General features: G+C 64.4%; 2 protein-coding genes and 2 pseudogenes. 2 read left to right on the forward strand and 2 right to left on the reverse strand.

The window, feature by feature from the left end; translation table 11 throughout:
* Positions 1 to 50: 50 nt before the first annotated feature.
* Positions 51 to 2,213: pseudogene (locus EN932_RS25165) on the reverse strand (glucose/quinate/shikimate family membrane-bound PQQ-dependent dehydrogenase); the annotation flags it as partial.
* A 194-nt stretch (positions 2,214 to 2,407) separates the two neighbouring features.
* Between EN932_RS25165 and EN932_RS25170 the strand changes: the two are divergent.
* Together EN932_RS25170 and EN932_RS25175 are read left to right on the forward strand one after the other, a co-directional pair.
* Complete coding sequence (locus tag EN932_RS25170) at positions 2,408 to 3,238, forward strand: DUF2059 domain-containing protein (RefSeq protein ID WP_063172472.1); 831 nt, start codon at positions 2,408 to 2,410, stop codon at positions 3,236 to 3,238.
* Positions 3,239 to 3,329: 91 nt separating this feature from the next.
* Positions 3,330 to 5,915, forward strand: a complete 2,586-nt coding sequence (locus tag EN932_RS25175; RefSeq protein WP_127388399.1) for a UvrD-helicase domain-containing protein — start codon at positions 3,330 to 3,332, stop codon at positions 5,913 to 5,915.
* A gap of 147 nt (positions 5,916 to 6,062) precedes the next feature.
* On the opposite strand, the pseudogene EN932_RS25180 reads toward EN932_RS25175, so the two are convergent.
* Positions 6,063 to 6,697: pseudogene (locus EN932_RS25180) on the reverse strand (ABC transporter permease); the annotation flags it as partial.

Genomic DNA, 6,697 nt, shown 5'->3' on the forward strand with positions numbered 1-6,697 from the left:
GTATACGTCATCGGCGTCGATTGCCCGCCGGCCGGCAGCCGCGCCTGCTACAGCTGCTTGCCTGATGTCCGGTCGTAGGCGCGCAGGTAGTCGTCGACTGCGGCCCCCAGGAAGGCGACGCCACCGGCGGTGATCATCGGCCCGCCGATGCCGGGCACGCCGACCTTCAGCGGCAGCGGCAGCGGCGTCATGTCGTAGACGGTGCCGTTGCGGTGCTTGTAGGCGATCTTGCCGGTCCTGAGATCGGCACCGGCGACATAGCCCCAGGGCGGCGCCTGGCAAGGAATGCCGAGCGGCGACAGGAACGGTCCCATCACCACCGCATAGGGCGCGCCCTCGTTGCGGTTCAGCCCCTGTTCGCTGCCCCGCCCTTCGTCCGGCGGCGGCACCTGATCGCGCGGGATCAACTGCGACTTGAACGCCAGATAGGTCGGCATGCCGAACAGCACCTGCCGGACCGGGTCGACGGCGACGCCACCCCAGTTGAAGGTGCCGAAATTGCCGGGGTAGATCAGCGAGCCCTGGACGGAAGGCGGCGTATAGCGACCCTCATAGCGCAGGCCCTGGAATTCGATCCGGCAGGCCAACTGGTCGAACATGGTGAGGCCCCACATGTCGGCGCCGGTCAGCGGCTTCGGCATGAAGGTGAGATCGGAGACCGGCTGCGTCGGCGATGTGTGGTCGCCTTCGATCGCGCCGCCGGGCGCCGGCACTTCGTTGACCGCGATGACCGGCTCACCGGTGCGGCGGTCGAGCACATACAGATCGCCCTGCTTGGTCGGTCCGACCAGCGCCGGCACCACCGTGCCGTCGGGTTTGGTGATGTCGATCAGGCTCGGCTGCGCCGGTACGTCCATGTCCCAGAGATCGTGGTGCACGGTCTGCCGCACCCATCGCACCTGTCCGGTGTTGAGGTCGAGCGCGGTGATCGACGACGAGAACTTCTCGACATTGGCACTGCGCCCGGCGCCGAGCTGATCCGGCGTCTGGTTGCCGAGCGGCACGTAGAGCAGGCCGAGCTTCTCGTCGGCGCTCGGCGTCGACCACATGTTGGGCGAGTTGGCGGTATAGGTCTGGCCGGCCGGCAGCGGCGTCGTCTGGTCCGGATTGCCGGAATCCCAGTTCCACACCAGCGCGCCGGTGGCAGCGTCGTAGGCGCGGATGACGCCGGACGGCTCCTGCGTCGAATAATTGTCGTTGACCGCGCCGCCGACAATGATCTTGCCGCCTGAGATCAGCGGTGCCGAGGTCGAGTAATAATAGCCCGACTTCGGATAGGGCATGTTGGTCAGAAGGTTCAGCGTGCCGCCCTCGGCGAAAGCCGGGCAGATCTGCCCGTTGGCGGCGTCGAGCGCGATCAGCCGCGCATCCGAGGTCGGCAGGTAGACGCGGGTCGCACAGGGCTGGCCGGCGGCGCCGGCGGCATCGGCGTAATAGGCCACACCGCGGCAGGTCTGGTGCTGGCGGTCCTTGTCAAGCTTGACCTTGGGATCGAAGCGCCATTTCTCCTTGCCGCTCGCGGCATCGATGGCGATGGCGAAATTATGCGGCGTGCAGATGTAGAGCGTGTCGCCGATCTTCAGCGGCGTCACCTGATAGGTGGTCTCGCCGACATCGTCCGGTCCCTTCACGTCGCCGGTCTGGTAGGTCCAGGCAGGCTGCAGCTTGGCGACATTGTCCGGTGTGATCTGGTCGAGCGGCGAATAGCGCTGGCCGAACTGCGTGCGGCCGTAATAGTGCCACTCGCCGGCCGGCACGTCATTGCCGAGATTGGCGTTGGCGACCACCTTGTCGGTGCCGAGTTCGCCGGCAATGTCCTTCGGATCCGAAGTCATCGAATAACCGGCGACGGCCAGTGATGCCAGCACGGCAAGGATCAGCGGCGCGCGTGCGTCAGGGCCGACAAGACCCCGTCTCGCCCACGGCGTCAGTAGCCACAAAGCGAGAAGCACGATGACGCCGCCGCGAGGCCCGAGTTCCCACCAGTCGAAGCCGGTTTCCCAGACCGCCCAGGCCAGCGTGCCGAGCACGATCGCCGCGTAGAGCCACAGTGCGGTGGACCGGCGCCGGTAGAGCAGCCAGGCGGCGATCAGGAAGGCAAGGCCAGCAACGACATAGTACCAGCTGCCGCCCAGCATCGCCAGGCGGATGCCGCCGCCGCCGAGTGCCAGGCCGATGAGGAAAAGAATGAGGGAGGTGATGGTGACAGCCAAGATGATACTCCTTCGACTGTTGCGCTTTGCCACGCCAAGGACAGCCCGATGTCCCGTTCCTGCCCTGCGCACAGCTTTCTCCTGCCCGCCCCGCCTGTCAAGCTGGCCCACACGCCAAGGTGGCAATTCATCTTGCCTGCGGTCGGGTTATCGAGCAGTCTCCGTCGCAGCATCACCGTGGAGTAGACCGAGTCATGCCCTTCGTCTTTCCGCCATGGATGCGCATTGCCGGCGCGCTGTTCGGCTTCGTCGTGCTTATGGCTGGCAGTCAACCGGCGTCGGCACAAACGCTCGAGGAGATCAACAAGGCAAGCGGCTTCCACGAGATGCTGGCCGGCCTCGGCCCAAGCATAGTCGCCGGCATCAAATCCGTGCCGGGGCCGGAAAAAGTCAAGGAAGCCTTGTCCGCCGCCGCTGAAGGCGCTTTTGACGCTGACAGGATGGAGAAAGCCGTAGAGGCGCGGATGACGGGCCGGTTGCAGCCCGTCGATCTCACCGATCTGGCTGCTTTCTTCGATTCACCATTGGGCAGGCGGGTCACAGCCCTGGAGATCCAAGCGTCCGATCCGCAAGCCGTGGGGCGCAAGAAGATCGAAGGTCCGAAAATCCTTGGAGGACTTCAGGCGGGAGATCCGGCACGGCTCGCGCTGTACCGGAAAATCGTCGACGATACCAGCGCCGTGGACATGGCTGAAGCGATCGCATTGAACATGGGCTATGCGATGGTTTCGGGAATGCTCGCGGCAGCCGGGCAGCCTTTATCGGATCAGCAGATAATGGTGCTGGTGCATAAGCAGGCCGGCAACCTTCGTGAAAAAGCCGAAAAGGGGATCATGGAAGGAAATGCTTTCGCCTATCGTGACTTGTCGCTCGACGATCTCAGGCTTTACGCGGCATTTCTCGCGTCCCCTGCGGGCAGCCATTACTACGACCGGATGCAGACGGCACTCGGCGCCGTGATGACCGATGAGGCGCGTTCGTTAGGGCAGCGATTTTTCGTCGCTCTCGGCTACCGCAAGGCCTGAACAGCCCGTACATCCTTGCCGCCAGCACTTTAGCGGAACAAAACGTAGACAGTTCTGGTCTTTCCCCACCGAATCACTACATTCGGGGGCGATGTCCGGCTTTTCCGAAGACATGCCCTTTTTCGACGAACCCAATGCGCGGCCCTCGGCCCCGTCGGGTATCGCCGCGCGCGCCATGGCTGCCCGCAGCGGACACAACAACGCACCCGACTATCTGAAGGGCCTCAACCCGGAGCAGCGGCTAGCTGTTGAAACAACGGAGGGTCCGGTTCTGGTGCTGGCCGGCGCCGGCACCGGCAAGACCCGCGTGCTCACCACCCGCATCGCCCACATCCTCGCCACCGGCAAGGCGTTTCCGTCGCAGATCCTCGCGGTGACCTTCACCAACAAGGCCGCGCGCGAGATGAAGATCCGCATCGGCGTGCTGATCGGCGAAGGCAATGTCGAGGGCATGCCGTGGCTCGGCACCTTCCACTCGATTGGAGTGAAGCTGCTTCGCAGACATGCCGAACTCGCCGGCCTGCGCTCCGACTTCACCATCCTCGACACCGACGACGTCGTGCGGCTGATCAAGCAGTTGATCCAGGCCGAGGGGCTGGACGACAAGCGCTGGCCGGCCAAGCAGTTCGCCCAGATGATCGACGGCTGGAAGAACAAGGGGCAAGGCCCCGCCGACATTGCCGAGGGCGACGCGCGCGCCTTCGCCAACGGCAAGGGCCGCGAACTCTACAAGGCCTATCAGGAGCGGCTGAAGACGCTGAACGCCTGCGATTTCGGCGACCTGCTCTGCCACCCGATCCGCATCTTGCGCGCCAATCCGGACGTGCTGAAGGAATACCATAAGCGCTTCAAGTACATCCTCGTCGACGAGTACCAGGACACCAACACCGCCCAGTACATGTGGCTGCGGCTGTTGGCGCAAAGGCCTCAAGGCAAGCCGGGGGAGATTGGGCGCTCTTCGGCCGAAACCCGCGCCACCGTAAACATCTGCTGCGTCGGCGATGACGACCAATCCATCTATGGCTGGCGCGGCGCCGAGGTCGACAACATCCTGCGTTTCGACAAGGATTTCCCCGGCGCCACCATCATCCGGCTGGAGCGCAACTACCGCTCGACCGCGCACATCCTTGGTGCCGCCTCCCACCTCATCGCCCACAATGAGGGCCGCTTCGGCAAGACGCTGTTCACGGATCGCAACGATCCCGAGGATGGCAAGGTCAATGTCCACGCCGCCTGGGATTCCGAAGAAGAAGCCCGCGCCATCGGCGAGACCATCGAGGCCTATCAGCGCCAGAAGCACAATCTCAACGACATGGCTATTCTTGTCCGTGCATCCTTCCAGATGCGGGCCTTCGAGGATCGCTTCATCACACTCGGCCTCAACTACCGCGTCATCGGTGGCCCGCGCTTCTACGAGCGCCTGGAAATCCGCGACGCCATGGCTTTCTTCCGTGTCGTCGCGCAAGGCGCCGACGACCTCGCTTTCGAACGTATCGTCAATGTGCCCAAGCGCGGCTTGGGCGAAGCCACCATCCGCCAGATCCACGACACCGCCCGTGCGCTGCGCATCCCTATGCTGGAGGCCGCCGCCAAGCTCGCCGAAAGCGACGAGTTGAAGCCGAAGCCGCGCGCCGCCTTGCGCGAAGTGGCGGCCAATTTCGAGCGCTGGCAGAAGGCGCTGGAAACCACGCCGCACACCGAACTCGCCGAGACCATTCTCGAAGAGAGCGGCTACACGGACATGTGGAAGAACGACCGCTCGGTGGAAGCCCCCGGCCGGCTGGAGAACCTGAAAGAGCTGATCCGCTCGATGGAGGAGTACGAATCGCTGCGCTCCTTCCTCGAGCACGTCGCGCTGGTCATGGACGCCGAACAGAATGCCGGGCTCGACGCCGTCTCGATCATGACGCTGCATTCGGCCAAGGGCCTCGAATTCGAGACCGTGTTCCTGCCCGGCTGGGAGGAAGGCCTCTTCCCGCATCAGCGCGCGCTCGACGAAGGCGGCCGCTCCGGGCTGGAGGAAGAGCGCCGCCTCGCCTATGTCGGCCTGACGCGGGCCAAGAAGAACCTGCATATCTGGTTTGTCTCCAACCGCCAGATCCATGGCCTATGGCAGTCGACGATCCCGTCGCGTTTCCTCGAGGAATTGCCGAACGCCCATGTCGAGGTCGCTGAAAGCGGCAACTCCTACGGCGGCTACGGCAATTCCTATGGCGGCGGTTCCTTTGCCTCCGGCCGCGGCGGCCAGGGCGCAGGACGGCAGAACCCCTATGGCGCCTCGCGCTTCGACAATGTCGGCGCCGACAGCGAAAAATCCGGCGCCTTCTCCAACACCTATGCGACGCCGGGCTGGCAGCGCGCGCAGGCCAACCGCACCGAGGCGACCGACCGCAACTGGGGCTCGCGCTCCGGCCACCAGGTCGAGCGCATCGGCTACGGCGAGACGGACAGCGGCTACGGCGCCGGTCGCACCTCGGTCAAGGGCCGCACCATCGACGGCGAGCTGGTCGCCAAATCCGTCTCCGACAAGCCGTCCGCCTTCAACGTCGGCGACCGTGTCTTCCACCAGAAATTCGGCAACGGCAACATCTCGGCCATCGAAGGCAACAAGCTGACCATCGACTTCGACAAAGCCGGCCAGAAACGCGTGCTGGATGGGTTTGTGGCTGCGGTGTGAAGATGGCGTTTTCCCCGCGGAAGCCTCACCTTCGTCGTCCACGGGCGAAGCAAGGAGGGTAGCGACGCGGCGCAGACCCGTGGATGACGAAGTGATTGATGTCTACGCCAATCGTCAAGGCATGCGGTCCGCCAACGAAACAGCCCCTCACCGATACCGCGCCTGATTCCATTTGTGCCCCAGCAGCGACAGGATGATGATCAGCCCGTTGAAGAACTGCACATAGAAACCGCTCAATCCCGCCGCCACGACGCCGGTCTGGATGAAGGACACGGTAACCGCGCCGATGACGCCGCCGACGACGGTGCCGATGCCGCCCCAGGTCGGCGTGCCGCCGACGAACACCGAGGCCAGCACCGGCAGGAGATAGCCGTCACCGGCGGTCGGCCACCAGGTGAAGTTGATCATCACCGAGAAGGTGCCGGCGATCGCCGCACCGATGCCGACGAAGACGAACACTTTCACCCGCACGCGCTTGACGTCGATGCCCATCTGCTGGGCGCTGTCGGGATTGTCACCCACCACCCTCACCTGCGCGCCGAAACGATGGCGGTTATAGAGCATCGCCGACAGCACGACGAAGCCGATGGCCCAGAAGATCTGCACCGGAATGCCCAGGAGCTGGCTGGAGAAGATCGTGTAGGCCCAGCTGTCGCTGAGGCTGGTCAGCGCCATCGACTTGCCCTCGTTGATGATCTGGATCAGGCCGCGCAGCAGGAAATTCATGCCCAGCGTGGCGATCAACGACGACAGCCCGCCATAGACGACCAGCGAGCCTACGA

Origin of the sequence: Mesorhizobium sp. M7A.F.Ca.US.002.01.1.1 (assembly GCF_004022955.1) — a bacterium.
Lineage (GTDB): Bacteria > Pseudomonadota > Alphaproteobacteria > Rhizobiales > Rhizobiaceae > Mesorhizobium > Mesorhizobium ciceri.